This window comes from Microbulbifer sp. MI-G (assembly GCF_030440425.1).
GTDB classification, from domain to species: domain Bacteria; phylum Pseudomonadota; class Gammaproteobacteria; order Pseudomonadales; family Cellvibrionaceae; genus Microbulbifer; species Microbulbifer spongiae.
Map to the genome: position 1 here is coordinate 732,092 of NZ_CP098023.1, position 21,648 is coordinate 753,739.

Sequence of the window (21,648 nt, forward strand, 5' to 3'; positions counted from 1 at the left end):
GCAGACCGGTTGCCGGGGTAATACGCCCTATCTCTATTCATTTTTATTTGATTGTCAACCCTATGAGATTCTTGTAACTTACCCGCTGCCCTGTCCGGTTCAGGGCGGTTGTAATAATAAATTTTCCGGAAATGAACTTGCTTGGGGTCTCTCTGTATGCGTTCTGTAGTCGCCTGCCTGTGTGTACTTTTCTTCGCGATATCCTCTGCTACTGTCAATGCCACAACCGGTATTTGGGACAACGGCTACGAAATTTATCGCGGTGATATCAATGGTGATGGGCGGGAGGATCTCTATTTTGAGTACCATCGTCCCATCATTCTTTTGCACGGCGAAGTGGTGACTCCCATCCTGATGCCGGATCTGCCCGATTTTGTTTTGCATGGTATCGGTGTGGGGGGGGTACAAAGTTATTTCGGACCTATTGCCACTACTTTGGACGAATCTATTGTTAGCGGCCTTGAGCGACTCAGCAGCAATCTGTCTCTGACAGGTGACTTCAATGGCGACGGCGACTTGGATCTGTTGGTGTTGGGGACAATCCCTTTGATTTTTCACGCTAATGGCAATGGTCTTCCCAGTTTGGCCCAACAATTTCATTCCGCCTTTCCTGAAGATACTGATGATGTCAAGGCGATTTTATCCCAAGCGGACCCGGATACCGTGACAATTAAAGATGTCAATGGGGATGGCCGCGATGATATTTTAGTGGGCGGCTCCATAGGCGTGACTTTACCGGCCAATGCCTCCGGTATTTTCACCAGCTTCAATACCATTGTCGAACCTAATATAGCTGGCGCTTCTGGTGGTCAGTTCCGTGTCAATGAAGCCGGTGCAGTCACCTATAACTTTCCGATTGCCACCGCGACCGGTACGGCCGGCGTGGTGCCTGAGGTCTCCATCAATTACAACAGTAATGGTGGCAATGGGCTGCTGGGCAAGGGCTGGGCCATCGGCGGTCTTTCCGGCATATCCCGCTGCCGTCAGACCCTGGCCATTGATGGCGCGGTAGCGCCGATCAACTGGACCGAATCCGACCGCTTCTGCCTGGATGGCCAGCGTCTGATCAAGACCGGCGGTAGCCAGTACGGGGCCGTAGGTGCTACCTATAAAACCGAATTGGACAGTTATGCCAAAATCATTTCCGTGGGCGGCAGCTTGGGCAAGCCGGCGTATTTTAGGGTGGAACGCAAGGATGGCTCCACAAGCTATTACGGCAACAGCGGCGATTCAAAACAACTGGCCGGCAGCCACGCACTGGTATGGGCGCTGAACCGCTTTGAAGACAGTGTGGGCAACCCCATTGAATTCCAGTACGAGGGGGATGCCAATAGCGGCCACCGCATCCGGGAAATCCGCTATGCCTATGGTGCCGGCAGCCACGCCGCCAAGATCGAATTTATTTACGAAAACCGCTCGGACTCTTTGCGCGGCTATACCGCCGGCTACGAATTCAAGACCACCAAACGTCTGAAGAGCATAGTTTCCAGCTCCAGTGGCAGTGTAATTCGCGAATATACGTTGGGCTATAAGCCTACGACTGACTATGAATCGGGCTCCTATACGGACAGAGCTTCTCTGCTGTTTTTCATCCAGGAGTGCGTCGGCTCAAGTTGCTTGCCCGCGGTCAGTTTCGAATGGTCGGGCTCTTCCGTTGCCTATAGTGAGTTTCAGGAAGCGATCGACTTCAAACCCGCCAGCGATCGCTTTTTAGTCAAGCATCTGTACGCCGATTTCAATGGGGATGGGCTTCAGGATATTGTCTGGGTCGAGGGGGATCTTAATAAAGCCAAAACCGACACCGATACCCGGGTAAAATATGCCATCTCCGATGGCACCAAATTTGTGCGGCAGAGTTTTTCCGGCAATAATTTTTCCAGAGAATACTTTACCGATACCGACGCCGATGAGATTTTTGATATCCGGGTATTGGATTACAATGGTGACGGCCGCCAGGATCTTGCCATCTACAATTCACGCAATGAATACGGCTATAATAAAAACGAGTGGCATATTTTTCTGTCGCGCTATAGTAACGGTGCCTGGCGATTAAGTTCCGGTAACCCTATAAGGACGGGGTTAACGAGTAAGAATGCGCTGTTCGTGGATTTTGACAGTGATGGCCTGCCGGACTATATCTCGGCTGTGCAGGGCCAGACCAGTGTCAGGCTATTGCAGCCCGGCGGCACTGTCTCATCGGATCGCTACTATCGATTCAGTAGCACTGCGCAATCCTACCCTACTTCCCCTGTATTGGACCCCAATATACGACTTGGGGCAATGCCAAATACACTGGGGGATTTCAACGGCGATGGCGCGATGGATTTATTAATTTCGCGCTATGAATATACGTATGAATGTCGGGATGAGGGTTTTCCATCGCCAATAGATGTAATCTGTACAGATGAAATTGGCAATAGTGAAAGTATTTTTAGAGGCTACGAAGTTGTCACCCTAGACTCAAAGCTCGGTGTGTACACTTCTTTGGCAACTTTGCATACGGGGATGAAAGACAGGGACCCCATCGCTGTGGAGATTAATGGTGATGGCCTTACGGATATTGCTTACTGGACCAGTTCTAATAACCTGCGCATTGAGTTAAGTACCGGTACAGGATTTACTCGCCTGGGATCTTTTGCCGTAAATGAGAAAGCCACTTTCGCTGATCTTAACAATGACGGATATCAGGATCTGGTGTGGCCGGATTTTAGTAGCAGCACTATTAAAACCCACTACTTTGATCAAAATACCGGTGGGTTTGTTGGTGCCGCGGAGGACTGGCGCCCTATAGGTAACGATGACAATGATTCGGTGTGGTTTGCCGATGTCAATGGCGATGGACAAATCGATTACCACAGCTACCATGCTTTTTCCGGTAGGGTGCTTACCTTCTTGGCCAACGCCAGTGATGAGAACCGGCAGGACCAGCCAAGCAATGTGATCCAAGAGATCGACAACGGCCTCGGCAATATCACCAAAATATCCTACGGAAATATGATCGGTAGCGGTGTCTACTCCCGCCTGGAAATGGCCACCAGCACTGAGGAAAAGTGCGTTATCTATCCAGGGGATTTAAGAGACGGTACCCCCTATTTAGAGCCCACCGGAGATGGGCCGAGGCGTATTTGCTATCCGGTTACAACCGGCGATACGGCCGCCTTCTACACGGCACTCAATGGCGGCTGGATGCTGCCGGAAGGCAGCCAGACCCTGGGCAAGGGCCAGCCGGTGCTGGATATTCTGGCCCCCAGGTATCTGGTATCCAGGGTAGAGAGTTCCGCACCCGCGGCCGGTCTCAATCCCGGCGCAGTCAGCTGGTCTGCGCTCAGCTCTGTATCCTACCACTATGAGCAGATGAAACTGCAGGCCGCCGGCCGCGGCATGCTGGGCTTCCAGAGTATCAGCACCACCGATAACCAGACCGGTGTGGTCACTGAAACCACCTACCGCCAGGATTTTCCTTTTATCGGCATGCCCCTGCACACGGAAACCCGCACCGGCAGCGGCAAGATCCTGAGCCGCGCCGCAAATACCTGGCACCTGCAGGGCTGGAGTGGCACTGGCACACCTGCCGCGCCCTACCGGCCGTATATCCACCGGTCCATTGAGGAAACCTATGACCTGAAAACGGACGGTAGCAGCCAGGGGGACCTTGTGCAGTCGGTCACCACCACCAACAGTTACGATCACTACGGCAATGCGCTGACTATCAATGTGGTCACAACCGATCCCGCTACTGGCGACCAGTTTGTCAAAAATACCGTCAATACTTACGGCACCTCCACCTGGGAGCGGGAGATGGGCCGGCTCAGTAACACCCAGGTCACCAGTACCCGCCCGGGCATGGCCAATCATGTGCGGGAATCGGCCTTTACCTACTATCCCTCCGGTATACGCAGAGGCTTGTTGAAAACTGAAGTGATTGAGCCGAATCGGCCGCAGTACCAGCAGACAACAGCCTATGAGTACGACGACTTCGGTAATGTGGTCAAACAGACCCTGAGCGCTCCCGGCGAGACCAGCCGTAGTGCCCGCACGGTGTACGATCCCAGCGGACGCTATATGGAGGAAAGCTACAACGCCCTCAACCACCGCACGGAAAAGGTAGTGTCCCGCAACCACTTTGGTGCCCCGCTTATGGTGGAGGGCCTGAACGGCCTCAAAAGCTATTTCGTCTACGATGTACTTGGTCGCGAAATCGAAAGCTCGAACAATGCCGGTGCCGACAAGCAAACCGAGTATGGGCGCTGTACCAGCGGCTGCCCCGCCGGTGCCAGGTACAAGGTCACCACCAGCAGCAGTACCGGTAGCTGGGGCAGGGAATACTTTGATGCCCTGGGCCGCGTTATACGCACCGAAACCCAAGGCCTGCATAAAACGATCTACTCCGATAGAGAGTACGACAACCTCGGTCGCCTCAAATTTGTCAGTGAACCCTACTTTATCGGCAACAGCCGTCTGTGGACAAAAACCGACTACGACCTGCTCGGCCGTCCCACCCGCGTGCTCGCCCCGGACAGCTCCCAGGCCACCATGGAATATTTGGGGCTCAAGACCATTACCACCAATGACAAGGGTCAGGAAAAAACCGAACGCAAAAACGTTGCCGGTGAACTGGTCGAGGTGACCGATGCCATTGACGGGCGCCTTACCTACGAGTACGACAGCCAGGGCAATCTGCACAAAGCCAAATCCATATTCAGGGACAAAACCAACAGTACCGACAGCCATACCGCCGAGGGTGGTCTTAACAACTCCAATGTGATCCCCCCTCCTACTGGGGAACCTGTACCCCCTCCTCTTGAGGTTTTCCCTACCATTGTGGTCGTCACTATCAACTACGACCACCTGGGCCGTAAAACGAGTATGGATGACCCGGACAAAGGCGCCTGGGAATATACGTACACCGGCTACGGCGAGCTGAAACAGCAGACCAATGCCAACGGTCATACGGTGGAGTTCACTTATGACCAACTGGGCCGCCAGCTGACCCGTATCGAAAAGCGCGGCGGTATTGCCACCACCAGCAACGTTGGCTGGTACTACGACAGCGCAGCAAACGGCCTCGGCCAGGTGGAGATGGTCACCGACAGCGTCAGCGGCTACCAGGCGCTCTACCAGTACGACCAGTTGGGCCGCAATGACACCCAACTGGTGGACTTTGACGGTGACGGCCCCCAGCCATCCTATGTCACCACCACGGTGTTCGACGGCCACGGCCGGGTGGAGCGCAGCTACGACGCCCTCGACAGCCTGCTCGGCAGTGGGCAGTCCGGTATCCGCAACTACTACAACGGCAACGGCTACTTGTACAAGGTGGTCGACCTTGCTACGGGTGACCTGATTGAGGAAATCAAGGCGCAGACTGCCCGCGGCCAGCTCAAGGAGCAGCTGCTGGGCAATGGTGCAACCACCACCTTTAACTACCAGGGTTCCACCGGCCGCCTGCTCAACCAGACCTCCACGGTTCTGGGTGCCTTTGGTATCCAGAATATCGGCTACCAATGGGATACCCTGGGCAATCTCACCAGCCGCCACAACCGGAGCGGCAGCAAGAACCTGCGCGAAAGCTTCTGCTATGACGACCTCAACCGGTTGATCAAAACCCATATTGGCAGCAACGATATCAATTGCAGTAGCTTGTACTCAGGACAGCAGGATGTCCGCTACAACGCCATCGGTAATATCACCTATAAAGCCGGCGTGGGTAATTATGTCTATGGCCAGAACGGTGCCGGTCCCCATGCCGTGACCACTGCCGGCGGGGTCAGCTATCACTACGACGCCAACGGCAATATGACCTCAGACGGCTTCGACGGTGGCCGTACTATCGATTACACCACCTTCGACAAAGCGGAGCGCATCGAAAAGGGCAACCACACTACCGAGTTCCTTTACGGGCCCAGCCACAGCCGCTATTACCGCAAGGACACCAACAGCAGCAGTGGCGAAGTCACCGAGACCTGGTATATCGGTGGTATTGAGCGCATCCAGAATTCCAACGCCCCCAACGAAATCCAGTGGAAGCGCCACCTGGGCGTCGCCGTGTACACGGTAAAAACCGATCTCGCCTACGCCGTACAGTCCACCGACAAGCTGTTCCTGTACAAGGACCATCTGGGCTCCATGGACTTGATTACCGATAAAGCTGGCAAGGTGGTGCAGGAGATGTCCTTCGACGCCTGGGGCCAGCGCAGGAATACCGCCAACTGGAGCGCTCTGACCCTTACTGCCCTCTACGGCTTTGACCACAGCCACACCACCCGCGGCTATACCGGCCATGAGATGCTCGACGAGGTGGGCCTGATCCATATGAACGGGCGGATTTATGATCCGCGTTTGGGACGCTTTATGCAGGCGGACCCGTTTATCCAGGCCGCAGCGGATACCCAGATGTATAACCGCTATAGCTATGTGCGGAATAATCCGTTGAATGCGACGGACCCTAGTGGCTATTTTATATTTACACTGGCTGCAATTATTAATACGGCTTTGGTTACTGCAAAAGTCATTAGTCTTACTCAGGGGATAATTGCTGCATTTGTGATTGGTTTTGCAGGGGCCGTAGCTGCGGGGGGCAGTTTAGGTGATGCCCTAATTTCTGGCATATCCGGTGCGGCATTTACGGCCTTGGGTGGAGCAAATTTTGCAGATACTGCATTAGCCGCGATTCTGACTGAAACAGGTGTGCGGGTCCTTGCCTTCGGAGCATTGGGAGGGATCACCAGTATTTTACAGGGAGGCAAGTTTGGCCATGGTTTTGCTGCGGCCGGATTAGGTGCAGCGGCGGGAAGCATACCGGGGCTGGGAGGTAAGGGACCTGGTGCAATACTGAAAAGAGCAGTTGTCGGCGCTGTGGTAGGGGGAACGAGTACAAAAATTACTGGTGGGAAGTTTGCAAATGGGGCGGCAACTGGAGCTTTTGTTTCGATTTTACAGACGGGTGTGAAAGCTGCAGTAGATTCTACTAACGAAGTGACCAATAGGAAGTTTGATGCTGAAGACTTAACAAAGAGGCAAGCAGTTGCTGAGGAATTGGTTGAGGAACTATACAAAGAAAAAATCTTAAGAGTTGACCAGCGCTTCAAAAAATTGGATGCTTTAGTCGATTATTTAGCACCCCATATGAATGGTATTACAAGAAAGACCGGCTTAGAGGTTGGGGGCTGGATATACCGGGATGCAGGTGGGCTTGGATACACGAGACCTATAGTTGGATTTGAAAGGCCGTTGGGGCCGGCGTATGGTGGCGGTTTTATCAGCTCAGTATACTTAGGTGAAAAAGCCGATGTTATATTACCAAAAGGAGGCACTCTTACTGCAACCTGGCATACTCATCCGAGTAATTCTACCTTTTCTATCTCAGATATTAATAATGCTGTAGAGAGAGAGCTTGATCATCACGTTTTCACTCAGAGTGGGGAAATTTATCGCAGATTGTGGAGTCAAAATAAAACTTGTATTACAAACGCACAATTTTCTTTAAAAAGTTCAACCGATGGACACAATATACTATCATGTGGCTCTTACTGATGACGAAACGACCTGTCTTGGTGGCATTACTTGGCATTTTATCCGCGTGCCTATCACAATATTGTTTCAGTAAAGATTATGTTGGAGAGGATAAAATTAATGAGAAGATGTTTGAAAATTCCAATAGTTTTTATAGTTATTTACAGAAATATCATGAATTAACTGGGAAATCCGTTCCTACTCCAGCGTTGAGTTTGAATATGAATGATTTTCTCTTGATAAATGCCTGTATTAAATTTCGATCAAAACAAGAGGAGAGTGTCGGTGAAGCGGATCTTTCATTGTGGCAGGAGTGGTACGTTGATGTTTATAGAGGTGGGAAAAATAATGTCGTAAGGTTCTATTTAAAGGGTCCTGAAGACGCAGAAATACTATGCTTTATTGATAATAATTTTCGAGTGACAGAATTTTAGGTCAAGTTAAAGTGGGCAAAACTTTTGTGCCGCAAGCATAGCTTAGGTCCAGGAAAAGTGGATATCAAGAGGTCGAATAAATGGACACTGTGCACAGGCTCTCCGAGAGGCGATTGACGGTCTAAGTCACGCAAAGTTGATCGCCGCTATGAAGCGAGCCTTGGGCTACCTAGCAGTGATGCGCGCAGTTGAATATAGACCATTAGCTTACAGCTGAATCCAAGGAGCGGGTAACGCTGGCGAGCAAGCATTGGTAAAATTGGGCTTTTAATCGCAGTCAATGGAGTAACTTGGGATTCTTTAGTTTTTGTAGAATTCTATTATTCTTCAGAGCAGTAGGAAGATTATGAGCTTTTTCTGGCGGCAATTCCCTTCTGTCCTTTTTGGCAGCACTAGTGCGCCAGCTTTAACGTGATCACCCCAAGTATAATCAGCAACACACCGAGGTAGCGGCTCAAACTGGCGGGGTCCCCAAAAAAGAGAATACCTACCAGGAATGCCCCGGCGGCGCCGATACCGGTCCAGACCGCGTAGGAGGTGCCGATGGGTATCTCCCGTTGCGCCAGCCACAGCAGCAATCCGCTGGCCCCAATAAAGACCGCGGCCATCAGGATGCCCAAAAGGCGCGTGGTGTGGTCCTGGGAAATCTTTAGTCCGAGGACCCAGCCGATTTCACACAGGCCCGCCAGTATCAGGTAGAACCAGGCCATTTTTTCCTCTTCGAGATGCAGGGTTATTTATCCGGGCAGATAAGTATACGCCCGCGCGCTCCCCTTGACAGGCAACCAAGGCGCAAACAGCGGGGTTCTTTCTTTTGGGGTGTGCAGTCACGATATCCCCTGCAGGCCCGTTAACGATATCCATTCCACACAGGGGCCTGGTGAGGTAAACCAAACAGCCGATCCCATCCAGATGCTGTACAGTTTGGGCAAAACCGGTCCTGGCCAAAGAGGGATTGCTCAGGGCAAACCGGGTTTAACAGCTATCGCTAAGTGTAATCGGGGCCCTGTTGTGTTGATATTCTGTTATCTATCTGGTCCTGCTGGATTGGGATGCCGGGTAGTATTGTTGCCCTGTGAATTTGCTACCGTAGAAATCCTTGGCGGATTTTTCAGGGGAGTTGCAATGCAAAGTGATTGCGTAAAAAAGCCAACTACACCGGAGGCCGTAGTGGTTTGCTGGGCCCGGAAATTTCAGGATTTTATTGACTGTATTGAGTAGTGATACTTTGGTTGGAATCTCCGTGGGCCGCCCTGATGATCGTTCATACACATAATGACGCTGAATTTTCCTTTGGCCAGGGAGAGAGCGGGCATTGAAAATGCTATAGGAGATTTCGGATGCCAAAGGAGATAGCGCGGCCAATACGGCAGGGGGCTGGTCTGTATTGCATGAGTGGTCTGCTGGGGTGGCTTATGCTGCCGGGCAGCGGCGTGGCCGGGCAGGAGCGTATCGAGAACTTGCTGGTAACGGCCAGCCGCGCCGGGGCACCCGCAGGGGCATCGTCGGAGCGCTTCTCTGAAGTTGGCGGTGAGGCCCTGTCCCTGGTGGGACACAGACATATTCAACAGAGCCTGGTGCGGGTGCCCGGTGTGAATCTGGCCAGGGGCAATGGCCAGGAATACCTGCCGGCGCTGCGCTCGCCGGTGCTGTCCGGCGCCGGGGCCTGTGGCAGTGTGCTGAGCGCCGAAGACGGCATCCCACTGCGTGCGAAGGGCTTTTGCAATATCAATGAACTTTTCGAATCCCACAGTGAAACGGCCCGGGGTATCGAGGTGACACGGGGGCCCGCCGGCATCCTGTTTGGTGCCAATGCCCTGCATGGTGTGGTGAATGTGATCAGTCCCAGCGTAGGGGAAAAAGCGGGTGGGGCCTCCGCTGCGATTGGACTGGAAGCCGGTCCGGAGGCGTTTTACCGGGCGAAATTCTCGGCAGACACCGGTACCGACAATCCCTGGGGTCTGCGTATGGATCTGTCCTTGTCCACAGACGGCGGCTACCGGGACCGCTCCGGCTACGACCAGCAGAAACTCAGCCTGCAACACCTTATGCAGACTGGCTCCTTGGAGATCCGGACACGCCTGGCCACAACCAATGTCAATCAGGAGACGGCGGGGTATATTGAAGGCACCGGTGCCTATCGAAACCGCCGCGCCAGTCGGGAAAACCCCAACCCCGAGGCATTTCGCGATGCCGGCGCCCTGCGGCTGTATTCGCGCTTGGATATCGATTTGGGCGGGGATCGGACATTGGTACTGACGCCCTACCTGCGAAAGACGGAGATGCGTTTTTTACAACACTATCTGCCCGGGCAGGCCCTGGAGGAAAACGGCCAGGAGAGTGCGGGCATCAGAAGCCGTTACCGCGTTGCTGGGGGGGACCAGTTGGCGCTGGTGGCGGGCATCGACGGGGAGTTTACCCGGGGCTATCTGCGCGAGAGCCAGGCACACCCCACAGAAGGGTCGGACTTTCTGCAGGCGACCATTCCCACTGGCAAACACTACGATTACGAGGTCGACGCCTGGAGTATTGCTCCCTTTGCCCTGGCCACCTGGCGCCCGAACGAGCGGTGGGACCTTCTCGGGGGCCTGCGCTTTGAAGCGGTCCACTATCACTACGACAATAACATGCTGGCCGGGCGCACCAGGGAGGATGGCACACCCTGTGGGTTTGGCGGTTGCAGGTTCAGCCGCCCGCAAGACCGGGAGGACCGCTTTCTGAACGGGTCCCCGAAACTGGGGGCCATTTTCCGGGTTGCGCCGGGTCTGCAGCTGTTTGCCAACCTGGCCCAGGGGTATCGGGTCCCCCAGACTACGGAGCTCTACCGCCTGCAGCGGGAGCAGCGCGTTGCGGCACTGGATTCGGAGCGGATACAAAGCCTTGAGTTGGGTCTGCGCGGCCATGGCGGCGGGTTTTCTTACGAACTGGTCGCCTACGGGATGCGCAAGCGCAATGTGATTTTTCGCGATACCGAGTACTTTAACCGCGCCAATGGAAAAACCGCGCACCAGGGCCTGGAGTTTGCGTTTGAGTACGCATTCGCCAGCCGCTGGCGGATAGAGACCGCCGCCAGTTATGCCGAGCATCGTTACCGGGACGCGCGCCGGCTGCAGGGTGTGGCACTGGATGGCCGGCTTGTGGATTCGGCGCCGAGGGTGTTTGGCAGCACCCGTCTGCGCTGGCAGCCATGGGCGGGGATGGCCGCCGAGCTGGAGTGGTTGCACCAGGGGCGCTACTATACCGATCCGCAGAACCGGCACGAGTATCCCGGTCACAATCTGCTCAACCTGCGCCTGCGCTGGGCAATGCAGCGCTGGGCGCTGTCTGTGCGGGCTCTGAACCTCGCCAATAAAGCCTATGCGGAGCGGGCGGATTACAGCCGCTTTGGCGGCGAGCGCTATTTACCCGGTGCGCGCCGCGCACTCTACCTGTCAGTGTCCGCCGACTGGTAAATACGGGCGTCCCTGCGGGGGCTGAGCCGGAGCCCCACACCTGCCGAGGTACGCTAGCCTGCGGGTGGCGGTGCGGTCTCCGCGGTTGTGCGGGCGGAGGGAGCGCCCTGGCTGTCAATCCAGTTGTCCATACGGGCTTCCAGGATATTGAGGGGCAGGGCGCCGGCGCCCAGCAGCGTATCGTGGAAGCGGCGGATATCGAAGTTGCTGCCGAGGCTTTGTTCCGCTTTCGCCCGCAGTGCCCGAATTTTTAGCTGCCCCAGCTTGTAGGCCAGCGCCTGGCCCGGCCACACCAGGTAGCGGTCGATTTCCACAGTGACATCGTGCAGGGGTTTGGCACTGTTTTCCATAAAGTAGGCAATGGCCTGTTCGCGGTGCCAGCCCAGCTGGTGCATCCCGGTATCCACCACCAGGCGCACTGCGCGCCACATATCATAGGTCAGGGCACCGAACTCACTGTAAGGGTCCCGGTACAGACCCAGATCGTAGCCGAGGCTCTCGGAGTAGAGGCCCCAGCCCTCCACAAAGGCCGTATACAGGGCCAAGCGGCGCAGGGGGTGAATCTCGCTCTGTTCCTGGGCCAGGGCGATTTGCAGGTGGTGGCCGGGCATGGCTTCGTGCACGGTGAGGGCTTCCATCTCCCACTTGGGTCGGCTGGGCAGGTTGTAGGTATTGGCGAAGAAGATCCCCGCGCGGCCGGCCTCGCGGGAGCCCGGCTGGTAGTAGGCAGTGGTTTGCGATTGCTCGGAATAGCCGGGGATGGGTTCAACCCCGTAGGGCAGGCGCGGCAGGGTACCGAACAGGGCCGGCAGCTTGCCGTCGATGCGCTTGGCGATAGCCCGGTACTCCTGCAGCAGCGCTTCGCGACTGCTGTGATAGAACTGTGCATCTGTGCGCAGGAATTCGGTAAACGCCTTGAAATCGCCCTGGAAACCGGTCTTGCGGATAATTTTCTCCATCTCCCCGCGGATGCGCTTGACCTCCGCCAGGCCGATGCGGTGTATCTCCTCGGGACTCAGGTCCGTGGTGGTGTTCTGGCGGACTTTGTGGGCATACCAGCGCGATCCGTCGGGGCGACTGGAGAGGGCGATGTCCACCTGTGCTGCGGGGATATATTCGCGCTCCACAAACCCGGCCAGATCCCGCCAGGCCGGCACCAGCTGCTCGTTGTAGAGGGCGTAGGCGCGTTGTTGCAGGCTGCGCTGTCGGGCGGCGGATAGGTTCCCGGGCATTTCCGCGAAGGCTTTGAGTAGCGGGCTCTGCTGTGGGGATGCGGGAATCAGGGCGCGGATCTGGCGGGACAGGTCGCGCAGGGTGATTTGTGGCGGTGTCACCTGTTGCCTGAGCCCCAGGCGCATCAGTGCCTGGGTTTGCGCCACCAGTGTGGGGAGCTTCTCCAGGCGCGCCAGCAGGGTATCGTAATCCGCAGCGGTGCGGCGGGGCATGCTGTTGAGCACCGCCGGTACACTGCGCTGGATACCGCTTATGTGGGTGAGCGGCTGCAGGTGATCGGGGAACTGGAACCCCTTCACTGCGCCGAGCAGGTCCTGGTACAGCAGTTGGTAGTCGAGTTGCTGTGCTGCGGGCAGGGCACTTGCGTCGATATTGCGGGTGGCCCCCAGCAGGCGTCGTGTCTGCGCCTGGCGGCGCTCAATAGCGGCGATCGAATTGTCTACCCAGCGGTCATTCTGGCCGGGGTAGCCCTCGTAAGTGGCCCGGCTGGGGAAGCTCTCCATCAGCCAGCGGTAGCGCAGGTCTTGCAGGGCCGGCAGGCGTTCGGAGGCGCTTTCAGTGGGCAGGGCCTCGAAGGCCCGATCAAAGGCTTCCCGATCCATGGCGGTGGCACTGAAACTGGCGAGCAGGCCCATGGTTAAGGCAAGGACTTTCCTGAAGAATGACATTTCCCCTCCCGTACAAAGCGGAATCCGCTGTAGAAATACCCGCGCCCGCGCGCGGGGCTGCAAGGTTCAAAGGGTTGCACCGGACTGAGGCGGCGCTCACCTTTACCCCGGTGCTCCGGTATTGGGTTGCCGGGTGTCAGCCATCGGCTCTACCCCGGCTATCGCAGTGATCTCGGGCCGCGCCCCCAGGGGCAACAGCTAGTTGACCGCTGCGGTGCGGTTGCTGAAATCGTGCTGGCTCAGAAGCTGCAGGCGCCGGCGTATCCGCTCTTCAATACCGGCGGCATCGAGGCCGATTCCGGCGAGCAGGTTGGCGTGTTTTCCGTGTTCAATCACCCGGTCGGGCAGCCCCAGTTGCAATACCGGCAGGGTCCTGGCGGTGCTGTTGAGGTACTCCAGCACAGCACTGCCGACGCCGCCGGCCACGGCGTTCTCTTCGATAGTCACCAGGAGCTGGTGGTTCCCGGCAAGTTCATCAATCAGTGCCTGATCCAGGGGTTTGATCCAGCGCATATCCGCCACTGTTGCCCCCAGGCGCTCCGCCGCCGCTGCGGCTGGAGCCAGCAGGGCGCCGAAATTCAAGATGGCCACGCCGCTGCCCCGATGTAGCAGGTGACCTTTGCCGAGGGGCAGCGCGCGCATTTCCGCTTCGATCGCGGCGCCCGGGCCGGTGCCGCGGGGGTAGCGCACCGCGGCGGGGCCCCGGTGCTGGTAGGCGGCGGTCAGCAGCTGGCGGCATTCATTTTCATTGCTGGGGGCGGCAATGGCCAGGTTGGGCAGGCAGCGCATAAAGGTCAGGTCAAAGCTGCCGGCGTGGGTGGGGCCGTCCTCACCCACGAGGCCGGCGCGGTCGATGGCAAAGGTGACATCCAGGTTCTGAATGGCCACATCGTGCACCAGCTGATCGTAGCCTCGCTGCAGGAAGGTGGAGTAGATGGCCACTACCGGTTTCTGGCCTTCACAGGCGAGACCGGCGGCGAGGGTCACGGCGTGCTGCTCGGCGATGGCGACATCGTGGAAGCGCTCGGGGAAGCGCTGGGAAAATTCCACCATGCCGGAGCCCTCGCACATGGCGGGGGTAATGCCGACCAGGCGCTCGTCGCAGGCGGCGGTATCGCACAGCCAGCGACCGAAGACGTCCTGGTACTTGGGCAATGTCTTGCGGCCGGGTACGGCGACCTGCACCTTGCGTGCCGGTTCCAGCTTGTTCAGGGCGTGATAGCCCACCGGGTCCGCTTCAGCGGGCCCGAAGCCCTTGCCTTTGGTGGTGGCGATATGCAGAAGCTGGGGGCCGGGCTGGCTGCGCAGGTTGCGCAGGGTGTGCACCAGGTCGTGCAGGTTGTGCCCATCCAGCGGGCCCACGTAGTTGAAGCCCAGTTCCTCGAACAGGGTGCCGGGCGTGATCATCCCCTTGACATGCTCTTCCGTGCGCCGCGCCAGTTGCCAGGCCTTGGGAATTGCAGACAGTATCCTGCGGCTGCCCTCGCGCATATTGAGGTAGGCCTTGCTGGCGAGGATCTTGGCGAAATAGGTGGCGAGCCCCCCCACATTTTTCGAGATCGACATACGGTTGTCATTGAGTACCACCAGCATATCCCGGCCGGTGTGGGCGGCGTGGTTGAGGGCCTCGAAGGCCATACCCGCGGTCATGGCGCCATCGCCGATCACCGCCACCACCTTGCGCTCGTCGGGAGAGCCCAGTGCCATGCCCAGGGCGGCGCCAATGGAGGTGCTGGAGTGCCCAACCCCGAAGGTGTCGTAGGGGCTCTCGCTGCGCTTGGGGAATCCGGACAGGCCGCCCTGCTGGCGCATGGTGAGCATCTGTTCACGGCGCCCGGTGAGAATCTTGTGGGGGTAGGTCTGGTGGCCCACATCCCACACCAGGCGGTCTTCCGGGGTGTTGTAGATATAGTGCAGGGCAACGGTCAGCTCCACCACACCGAGGCCGGCGCCGAAGTGCCCGCCGGTCTGGCCGACACAGTACAGCAGGTATTCGCGCAGCTGGCTGGCGAGTTCGGGCAGTTGGCGTTCATCGAGGGCGCGCAGCTGGGCCGGGCTGTCGATGGCATCGAGCAGCGGCGTGTGCGGGCGGGTGCGTGGTATATCTTCGAGCATCAATCGGTTCATTGGCTACAGGTGATGGTAATGAAGGGGATTGTATGCCCGTGACGGGTATATTGCATCCCGGGGCGTGGCGGGCACCGCGGCTCAGTGGCTGCGCTGGACGATGTAGTCCGCCAGTTGTGCCAGTAAGCGGGTATCGCCGGGCAGGGGATTGAGGGCATCCAGGGCCTGCTGGTGCAGGCTTTGCAGCTTTGCGCGGGCGCCATCCACACCCAGCAGGGATACGTAGGTGGGCTTGTTGCGCAGGGCGTCTGCGCCCCGGGGCTTGCCCAGAACTGCGGTGTCTGCGGTGATATCGAGGATGTCGTCCTGTACCTGGAAAGCCAGGCCGATGGCCCGGGCATACAGGGTCACAGCTTCCAGCTGTTTCTCACTGGCACTGCCGAGCATAGCGCCCATGCGGGCGCTGGCGCAGATCAGGACACCGGTCTTCAGGCGGTGCATGGGCTCCAGTTGGTCCAGGCTGAGGGCTTTGTCGACCGAATTCAGATCGATGGCCTGACCCGCAACCATACCCCGGCTGCCGGTTGCGGCGGCAAGCTCCTGTAGCAATCGCAGCTTCAGGGCGGGCGCCAGGGTGTCCGCCAGCAGCAGTTCAAAGGCCTGGGTCTGCAGGGCGTCGCCGGCGAGGATCGCGGTGGCCTCACCAAAGGCAATATGGCAGGTGGGGCGGCCCCGGCGCAGATCGTCATCATCCATGGCCGGAAGGTCGTCGTGGATCAGGGAGTAAGCGTGGATGCATTCCAGCGCTGCGGCCGTTGCGTCGCAGCGGGCGGGGTTGAAAGCCTCCGTGCAAAAAACCTGAGCGCAGGCATACACGAGTGCCGGGCGCAGGCGTTTGCCGGGCCCCAGTGCCGCATAGCGCATGGCGTCAAACAGGCTCTCTGCCCCCGCTGTGGGGAGGGAGAGTGCCTCCCGGATGCGGGTTTCGACCCGGGTGGCGGAACACTGCAGCCATGCCCTCAGCGCTGCGGGCGGGTCGGCGGCAGTGCTAGGCATCTTCTGCGGCGTCGGTATCGAAAGGCAGCTCTTTAATGCCGCCATTCTCCTCCATCAGCAGTTTGACTTTCTGCTCCGCGCCCGCCAGTTTGCGCTGGCACTCGCGGGTGAGTTTCACCCCCCGTTCAAAGTCGGCCAGGGCTTCCTCCAGGGGGAGGTCCCCGGCCTCCAGGCGCTCCACCAGTTTTTCTAGCGCCTCCAGGTTCTCTTCAAACGTTGCCGATTGTTTCTTTGCCGCCATAGCATCGCCTCGTCATTGCGGGGCAACCTTAGCCGCTGGCGCAGCAGGGGTCAATGCGGGGCGATTCCGGGTGTTGGCACCGGTTGCGTGGGCGCCTGCGGGGAGACTTCCCGGGACATCAGATAATGTGCCAGGGCTTTTTTCTGGGCGCTGTCAAAATTGTAATTGGGCATCGGTGGGGTGGGTGCGTCGAAGTATTCCGCCAGGGTCTGCACAGTGTATTTACTGCGCAGGTTTGTTAAGGGCAACTGCTGCTGATGGCAGAGGCCGCAGCCATTGCTTTGGTACAGCCCGGCTCCCTTGCGGACCGCAGCGGCATCAACAGCGGGTGGGGTGTCCTGGGCCTTGGATGGTGCCTCCTCCGTGGGGGCGGTGCCGGCACCGGGTACACCACTGCCGGACAGGCGATAGACGGCCCCTGCGTAGTCGTCGGAGATATAAATGTTGCCATTAGTATCTTCTGCGATCGCTACCGGTCGGCCGAACACCGTCTTGCGGTCCTTGCTGAGAAATCCCCAGAGGAAATCCCGTTGCTCGATTTCTCCACTTTGATGCCAGTGCAGCGAAACCACTTTGTAGCCGTCCTTGACACTGCGATTCCAGGAACCGTGCAGGGCTACCAGTGCGGCATTGCGATAATCCGCCGGCTGTTTGGCGCTGCGCAGGAACTGGAGTCCCAGTGGGGCGTTATGGGCCGCAAAGGTGTGTACCGGAGGCACCGAGGTGGCAATCTTTTCCTGGATGGCGGGGGTCGCGTCGACACCGAAATCCGGATCTGGCACCCGATCGCCATAGGCGTAGGGCCAGCCGTAAAACGCTCCCTGCCGGATTCGGTTGAGTTCATCGGGCGGCAGGTTGTCACCGAGCCAGTCGCGACCATTATCTGTAGCGTAGAGACCGCCATCTCTCGGGGACCAGTCGAAGCCCACACTGTTGCGCAGGCCGGTGGCGAAGATTTCCAGGTCGCTGCCATCGGGGCGTAAGCGCATAATGGTGGCGCGACGCGGGTCCTTTTCAATACATACATTACAACTGGAGCCACTGCTTAAATACAGCCAGCCATCGGGACCCATATCGATGGTTTTGGTCCAGTGGCCATCATCTTCCAGTCCTTCGACAATTCTCTGGTAACTGCCGGCGAGACGGGCATCCGAGTGATCAAAGGGCACGCGCCCCACCGCGTCGCTCTCGGCAATATACAGCCAGCCCTCATGGAGGAGCAGGCCGTGGGGGCGGCGCAGGTCCTCAATAAGGACACGCTGGCCGTCTGCACGGCCATCGCGGTTGCGATCGGCAAACAGGAGTGAAACCTGGCCGCTCCTGGGCTGGGAAACAAGCACGTCTCCGGAGCGGGTGACGGCCAGCCAGCGGGCATTGGGCACCTCGCTGGCAAACAGCTGGAGCGAATATCCCTGTGCTGTGGATAGGTTGGCGGTGACCTCCTGCTGGGTCGTCCTTGCGACGCCAATAATCTGGCGCCAGGGCACACTGATACCCGTGTCAACGGCGGCCAGGGTGGTTGAAACTATCGCACTGAGGATAAGCAAAAATATTAGCGTATATTTCAACATTTTATTTCCGAACTGGATTGAACTTGGCATGGAGGCAGTTATAGTGGCCGCGTTCTTTGCGCGGGACCCGTTTTACCACAGAGCGCGCTTTAAATCCCTCTCAATGTGAAGGGTATCTCTCACAATGTGAGATATTTCTTACATAAAATTCAGTGGATCACCCCTACTTTTTTCTCACTTGATGTCCATAATTAACGGGCATGGATGCGTAAGGGACTGCATTTTTTGCGGCAAGGGATAAATGGAATGCGCCGCTGGCCCTAGGGATATGGGCTCCATCCTGTGAGACGCACCGCCCAGGCCGGATTGCCTGGGCGGTGTTTTAATCCCCTTAACACTACTGTCTTTTTTCATTGAACAGTCATTATGCCAGTGGATTTGGCAGCAATGATCCCTTCGAAATGGTTTTCTTCGCCCTGCCGGTGACGCAGTGCTTGTCTGGAATTTGTAATCTTAATCCGCTTTAATGGGGAGAGGCTGGCCGACTTTGCTCCGGGCCGGCGGAGGGTGGCGCATTCAGTAATCTATTCCCGGAGGTACCCGTTTCCCCCCCGGCTGCATTGCAAGGCCGGATACCTGCCGTTGTACCGGTCGCAATCCCAACCGGTCAATCCAGTGAACCCGCAGGATTTTTCTTTTTGTGGATGTCAACAGTTTTTGCTGGTAGTGAACTCCGCTGCTCTCTTTTTCCTCGTATCTTTCCAGATTGCCAGTGCTGGGCCTGGCACTGTTTAAAAATAGTCCCTTCGGTGCCTGGGATGGCCGGGTTTTCCGGCTGGTTTTTTTTGTTTGACTGCGGGGAGGCAGAGCTGTGCAAGCGAGAATTTTACGTCTGAATCTGGCCGGGCAACCGCTCGAGTGGCTCACTTGGCAGGAGGCGTCCTGCCTGTATGTGCGGGAACTGGTGACCTGGTCGCTAGGTGGTGTGGTGCTGCGGGTTCGCGGCGGGTTTAACCGCAGCGGCGAGCGCTCCGGCCTGGACCTGGCGGCGATTATTGCCTGTGGGGGTACGCGTATGGCACGCCCGCGCAGTCGTCCGCCACTGACAAACCGAGCGCTGTTTTTTCGCGATGTGCAAACCTGCCTTTATTGTGGCATTGCGTTCAAACCCAGTGAGCTGACCCGTGATCACGTGATTCCACTGTCGAAAGGGGGCATGGATTCCTGGGAGAATGTGGTGACCGCCTGCAGGCGCTGCAACCAACATAAAGGCCACCACCTGCTTGAGGACATTCACATGGAACTGTTGGCGCTGCCGTTTTGTCCCAATGCAGCGGAATATTTGGCGCTGATTAACAGTGAGCGGATCCGCGGTGACCAGATGGAATTCCTGCGCAGCCAATTTTCCCGGCGCAGGCAGCAAGGTTGGCTGCTGCATTAAATCCGAAAGGAAAATGGGCGCGGGCCGGCAGAAGTTAGCGCCTCCTGGAAACCGCAGCGCGAATCAGGCTGGTGAGAAATTGGGTAAAATTGTGGCCGTGATTTTCCAGCATTTTCGGAAACATGGAATTTGGGGTCATGCCGGGAAAAGTATTGACTTCATTGAGATAAAGATCTCCGGCTTCTGTCAGGAAAAAATCAATCCGGGATAAATCCTTTAGCTTCAGCGCCTTGAAAGTGCGTATTGAGACCTCCTGTATCCAGCCAAGTTGTGTTGCGGTCAGTCCCTGCGCCTCGACAAAGGTGGTGGCGCGGCTGCTTTCGGTATACTTTTCCCGGTAGGTATAAAAGGTATCTGCCGGCGCGCGCACTTCACCGGGGCGAGTGGCAATCAGTTCGTGGTGATAGGTATACACCGCGACCTCAAGTTCGCGTGCTTCCAGTGCCTTTTCCACCAGTACATAGGGGGAGAGGCTGAAGGCTTCCTCTACAGCCGCTTTCAATGCCTCTGGGGAAGTGACCTTGTAGCAGCCGACGGAAGACCCCTGATTGGAGGCTTTGACAAACACCGCTCCCCATGTTTCCAGCGCGGCGTAGGCTCTATCCAGTTCGGAAGGTTCAAAACTGCACAGGAACAGGTAGGGCGTGTTGCGTATTCCCAGGGCGCTCAGCCACAGTTTCGCATTGATTTTATTGAAGCAGAGTTTGCTCGCTTCCGGAGCAGAGCCGAAATAGGGGATGCCGAACATATCCAGCTGTGATTGCAGGTCGCCGGTCTCTCCGGGATAACCATGAATGGCCGGAATCACATAGTCCACGGCCCAGGCGTTGCCTTCCTCGTCGCGGATTTTTCGGTCGTAAAAAATATGGTAAACCCGGCCCTCTCTATCCGTGAGGCAACCACTGGCATCCATCTCCACTTGCATCAGCGCGATATCCGCGGCTTTGCCCAGTTGCTCCTCGATAAAGGCTGCGGTGCGCAGGGAGACGGCGTGTTCGCTGCCGCCACCGCCGCAAATGAGCAAGGTGTTGATCATACCGTTAATCCGTTGTGGCGCCCGTTGAGGGTGCAAGCAAAACCTGTCGGCACTGTTGTGGCATTGTTTTTGGTTTGGGCCTGGTCGGTTTGGCCTTTGTGCCATTCAGTATTGCGTAGAACTCGTCGGAGAACCACCAATCCAGGTCATTGCCGCAAGGCTCGGTGCGCACTGGTGCCTGGGGCGTGCAGGTGCTGTCACCGGGGGGGCAGGTGAGGCGTACATGAAAGTGGTAGTTGTGCCCCCACCAGGGGCGCACCTTGCGCAGCCACTCGCGGTTTGGGCCGGTGATTTCACACAGGTGACGCTTGATGGTGGGATGCACGAATATGCGCTCCACCCGCTTGTCTTGTGCGGCCAGACGCAGGATTTGGGGGACCCGCTCGTCCCAATGCTCCTCGATCAGGCGATGTCTGCGCGCATCTGCCAGGGGGATGGCAGAGATATTGTCACGCTCCCAGCGGGTCAGCGGGCGCTCTGCTGCGCGCAGATCCTGGGAGTACCAGATATCCACGTCCAGGCCCGTCTGATGGCTGCTGTGCCCGCTGCTGCCAAAGGGGCCGCCTCTGGCCATGGACATATCGCCGATCTGTATGCGGCCAAGCTTATGCTGCGCAACACTTTGTGAGAGATCTTTCAAAAAGGCGATGGTTGCCGGGTGAGCAAAGTGGCGCGCGCGACCAGTGCGCACCAACTGGTAGCCCTCGCCCCGCAGAGGCAGGGTTTCACCACCGGCGAGACAACCATTAGTGTAGGTACCAATACTGGCGGCGCCCTGAGCGCTGGGTCCCTCTACCGCTTCCCAGGCATTGGCCAGAACCCGATCCGGGTTGAGGGCGCTCACGGTGAGGATGGCAAAAACCAGAAAAAGGGATGGCCGTTTGAAAGGCCCGGTTTTAGCGTGGCGGGTGTGGGGCTTGTCAGGTCTGGGGTTTGCGGAAAAAAGCTGCATGGGTCCCGGATTACCAATAAGTCACAAAATCGGGCCGCAGCGGAC

12 protein-coding genes are annotated in these 21,648 nt (G+C 57.4%); 4 read left to right on the forward strand and 8 right to left on the reverse strand.

The genetic code is table 11. From position 1 onward, the window contains the following. Positions 1-156: 156 nt before the first annotated feature. Entirely contained in the window at positions 157-7,533 is a 7,377-nt protein-coding gene (locus M8T91_RS02890; protein ID WP_301416639.1) for an FG-GAP-like repeat-containing protein, read from the forward strand. Next, on the forward strand, positions 7,533-7,946 hold the full coding sequence (locus M8T91_RS02895) for a hypothetical protein (protein ID WP_301416640.1): 414 nt from the start codon (positions 7,533-7,535) through the stop codon (positions 7,944-7,946). The genes M8T91_RS02890 and M8T91_RS02895 overlap by 1 nt, the downstream gene beginning before the upstream one ends. A 392-nt stretch (positions 7,947-8,338) precedes the next feature. Here the strand turns inward: M8T91_RS02895 and M8T91_RS02900 are convergent, their stop codons facing one another. Continuing rightward, positions 8,339-8,656 carry a DMT family transporter gene (locus tag M8T91_RS02900; RefSeq protein WP_301416642.1) on the reverse strand — a complete coding sequence of 106 codons (318 nt, stop codon included), beginning with the start codon at positions 8,654-8,656 and terminating at the stop codon, positions 8,339-8,341. A gap of 630 nt (positions 8,657-9,286) precedes the next feature. Here M8T91_RS02900 and M8T91_RS02905 point away from each other — a divergent pair. Further along, positions 9,287-11,398 (forward strand): TonB-dependent receptor, encoded by a 2,112-nt coding sequence (locus tag M8T91_RS02905; protein ID WP_301416644.1) that lies wholly within the window; start codon positions 9,287-9,289, stop codon positions 11,396-11,398. Between the two features lie 53 nt (positions 11,399-11,451). Here the strand turns inward: M8T91_RS02905 and M8T91_RS02910 are convergent, their stop codons facing one another. The 5 genes from M8T91_RS02910 to M8T91_RS02930 form a co-directional block, all read right to left on the reverse strand. Continuing rightward, complete coding sequence (locus M8T91_RS02910) at positions 11,452-13,299, reverse strand: DUF885 domain-containing protein (RefSeq protein ID WP_301416646.1); 1,848 nt, start codon at positions 13,297-13,299, stop codon at positions 11,452-11,454. A 198-nt stretch (positions 13,300-13,497) separates the two neighbouring features. Continuing rightward, positions 13,498-15,414 carry a 1-deoxy-D-xylulose-5-phosphate synthase gene (gene dxs / locus M8T91_RS02915; protein ID WP_301416648.1) on the reverse strand — a complete coding sequence of 639 codons (1,917 nt, stop codon included), beginning with the start codon at positions 15,412-15,414 and terminating at the stop codon, positions 13,498-13,500. 93 nt (positions 15,415-15,507) lie between these two features. Then, positions 15,508-16,422, reverse strand: a complete 915-nt coding sequence (locus M8T91_RS02920; protein ID WP_301416650.1) for a polyprenyl synthetase family protein — start codon at positions 16,420-16,422, stop codon at positions 15,508-15,510. Continuing rightward, entirely contained in the window at positions 16,415-16,663 is a 249-nt protein-coding gene (locus M8T91_RS02925; protein WP_301416652.1) for an exodeoxyribonuclease VII small subunit, read from the reverse strand. Before M8T91_RS02925 ends, M8T91_RS02920 begins: the two co-directional genes overlap by 8 nt. 50 nt (positions 16,664-16,713) lie before the next feature. Further along, positions 16,714-18,234, reverse strand: coding sequence for a PQQ-dependent sugar dehydrogenase (locus tag M8T91_RS02930; RefSeq protein WP_301416654.1), 1,521 nt, complete (start codon positions 18,232-18,234; stop codon positions 16,714-16,716). Between the two features lie 811 nt (positions 18,235-19,045). Between M8T91_RS02930 and M8T91_RS02935 the strand changes: the two genes are divergently transcribed. Beyond that, the gene (locus M8T91_RS02935) at positions 19,046-19,615 is read left to right on the forward strand and encodes an HNH endonuclease (protein ID WP_301416656.1); all 570 of its coding nucleotides are present in this window, start codon (positions 19,046-19,048) and stop codon (positions 19,613-19,615) included. A gap of 34 nt (positions 19,616-19,649) precedes the next feature. On the opposite strand, the gene M8T91_RS02940 is transcribed toward M8T91_RS02935, so the two are convergent. Then, on the reverse strand, positions 19,650-20,651 hold the full coding sequence (locus M8T91_RS02940; RefSeq protein WP_301416658.1) for a D-alanine--D-alanine ligase: 1,002 nt from the start codon (positions 20,649-20,651) through the stop codon (positions 19,650-19,652). Positions 20,652-20,655: 4 nt separating this feature from the next. Continuing rightward, entirely contained in the window at positions 20,656-21,603 is a 948-nt protein-coding gene (mepA, locus tag M8T91_RS02945) for a penicillin-insensitive murein endopeptidase (protein WP_301416660.1), read from the reverse strand. Positions 21,604-21,648 lie beyond the last annotated feature (45 nt).

Excerpts from the sequence above, each read along its gene's own strand:
- M8T91_RS02890 (WP_301416639.1), top strand. The coding sequence starts at position 157 with ATGCGTTCTGTAGTCGCCTGCCTGTGTGTACTTTTCTTCGCGATATCC.
- M8T91_RS02895 (WP_301416640.1), top strand. The coding sequence starts at position 7,533 with ATGACGAAACGACCTGTCTTGGTGGCATTACTTGGCATTTTATCCGCG.
- M8T91_RS02900 (WP_301416642.1), bottom strand. The coding sequence starts at position 8,656 with ATGGCCTGGTTCTACCTGATACTGGCGGGCCTGTGTGAAATCGGCTGG.
- M8T91_RS02905 (WP_301416644.1), top strand. The coding sequence starts at position 9,287 with ATGCCAAAGGAGATAGCGCGGCCAATACGGCAGGGGGCTGGTCTGTAT.
- M8T91_RS02910 (WP_301416646.1), bottom strand. The coding sequence starts at position 13,299 with ATGTCATTCTTCAGGAAAGTCCTTGCCTTAACCATGGGCCTGCTCGCC.
- dxs (WP_301416648.1), bottom strand. The coding sequence starts at position 15,414 with ATGCTCGAAGATATACCACGCACCCGCCCGCACACGCCGCTGCTCGAT.
- M8T91_RS02920 (WP_301416650.1), bottom strand. The coding sequence starts at position 16,422 with ATGCCTAGCACTGCCGCCGACCCGCCCGCAGCGCTGAGGGCATGGCTG.
- M8T91_RS02925 (WP_301416652.1), bottom strand. The coding sequence starts at position 16,663 with ATGGCGGCAAAGAAACAATCGGCAACGTTTGAAGAGAACCTGGAGGCG.
- M8T91_RS02930 (WP_301416654.1), bottom strand. The coding sequence starts at position 18,234 with ATGTTGAAATATACGCTAATATTTTTGCTTATCCTCAGTGCGATAGTT.
- M8T91_RS02940 (WP_301416658.1), bottom strand. The coding sequence starts at position 20,651 with ATGATCAACACCTTGCTCATTTGCGGCGGTGGCGGCAGCGAACACGCC.
- mepA (WP_301416660.1), bottom strand. The coding sequence starts at position 21,603 with ATGCAGCTTTTTTCCGCAAACCCCAGACCTGACAAGCCCCACACCCGC.